This is a genomic window from Streptomyces sp. 13-12-16 (assembly GCF_002114215.1).
Lineage (GTDB): Bacteria > Actinomycetota > Actinomycetes > Streptomycetales > Streptomycetaceae > Streptomyces.
This window is the reverse complement of sequence record NZ_NCTE01001394.1, coordinates 1-950: the sequence shown is the minus strand read 5'-3', so window position 1 is coordinate 950 and position 950 is coordinate 1. Positions and strand designations below refer to the sequence as shown.

The 950-nt window shown below is 78.1% G+C and carries 1 pseudogene; it reads left to right on the top strand.

What is annotated here, in order from left to right:
* Nucleotides 1-950: pseudogene (locus B7767_RS41430) on the top strand (hypothetical protein); the annotation flags it as partial.

Here is a 950-nt window from a genome sequence, read left to right as displayed (position 1 = left end):
CCCCGCCGCACCCGAGGACGTGCACGACCCCAGCGGCACCGCGGTGGAGCGGTTCCTCAAGTGGGAGCAGGACCCGGTGCGCAGGGCCGCCGCGCTCGCGGGCGCGCTGCCCCGCCGGCTGGACGCGGACGTGTTCCGGGTGGCGGCCGACTGCGACGAGGAACGGGCCGACGAGCTGTACGGGTGGCTGAGCACGCTGCCGTTCGCCGAGGAGCGCGCGGGCCGGCTCCGCTACCACGACGTCGTACGCGGGCCGATGCTGCGTCTCCAGCGCGGGCGCTCTCCGCGGGGCTGGGCGGAGCGGCAGCGGAGGCTGGCCGGGGCGTTCCGGCGGTGGCGCGAGGAGGCCGAGGCCGGCCGGGACACCGGTGAGCTGTGGGCGGACGCCGACTGGCGGGAGCTGCGGCTGGCGGAGTCCTACCACTCGCTGTGCGGGGGCGGGCCGCAGGCGCTGCCCGAGGTGCTGGAGGACCTCGTCGACGCCTGCGACCAGGGGGAGTCCGTCGCCGGGCGGTGGGTGGAGCTGCTGATCGAGGCGGGGCAGGACGCCGAGCTGGGCGTGGTGACCCAGCAGGGGCGGAGCCTGGCGGGCGTGCTGCGGCAGGGCGGTACGGGGGCCGTTCTGGAGTGGCTGGTGGCGGTCGAACATCGTCGCAGGCTGCGGGACGACGAGGCGCGGATGCCTCTGACCGGGGTACCGCCTCAGCCGTGGTCGCGGCCGGGGCAGGGGGCTCAGCCGGAACCGGGGCAGGGGTCTCAGCCGTGGGCGCGGTCGGAGCCGAAGCCGGGAGAGCAGCCGGAGCCGGAGCCGGGAGGGCAGCCGGAGCCGGGGTCCCAGTCGCAGCCGGGGCCGGTGACGCCGGACGCCGCAGTGCCCGGGGCGGTCGCGGCCGGTGCGGAGCCGGTCGGTGCGGAGCCGGTCGGTGCGGAGCCGGTCGGTGCGGGGCCGG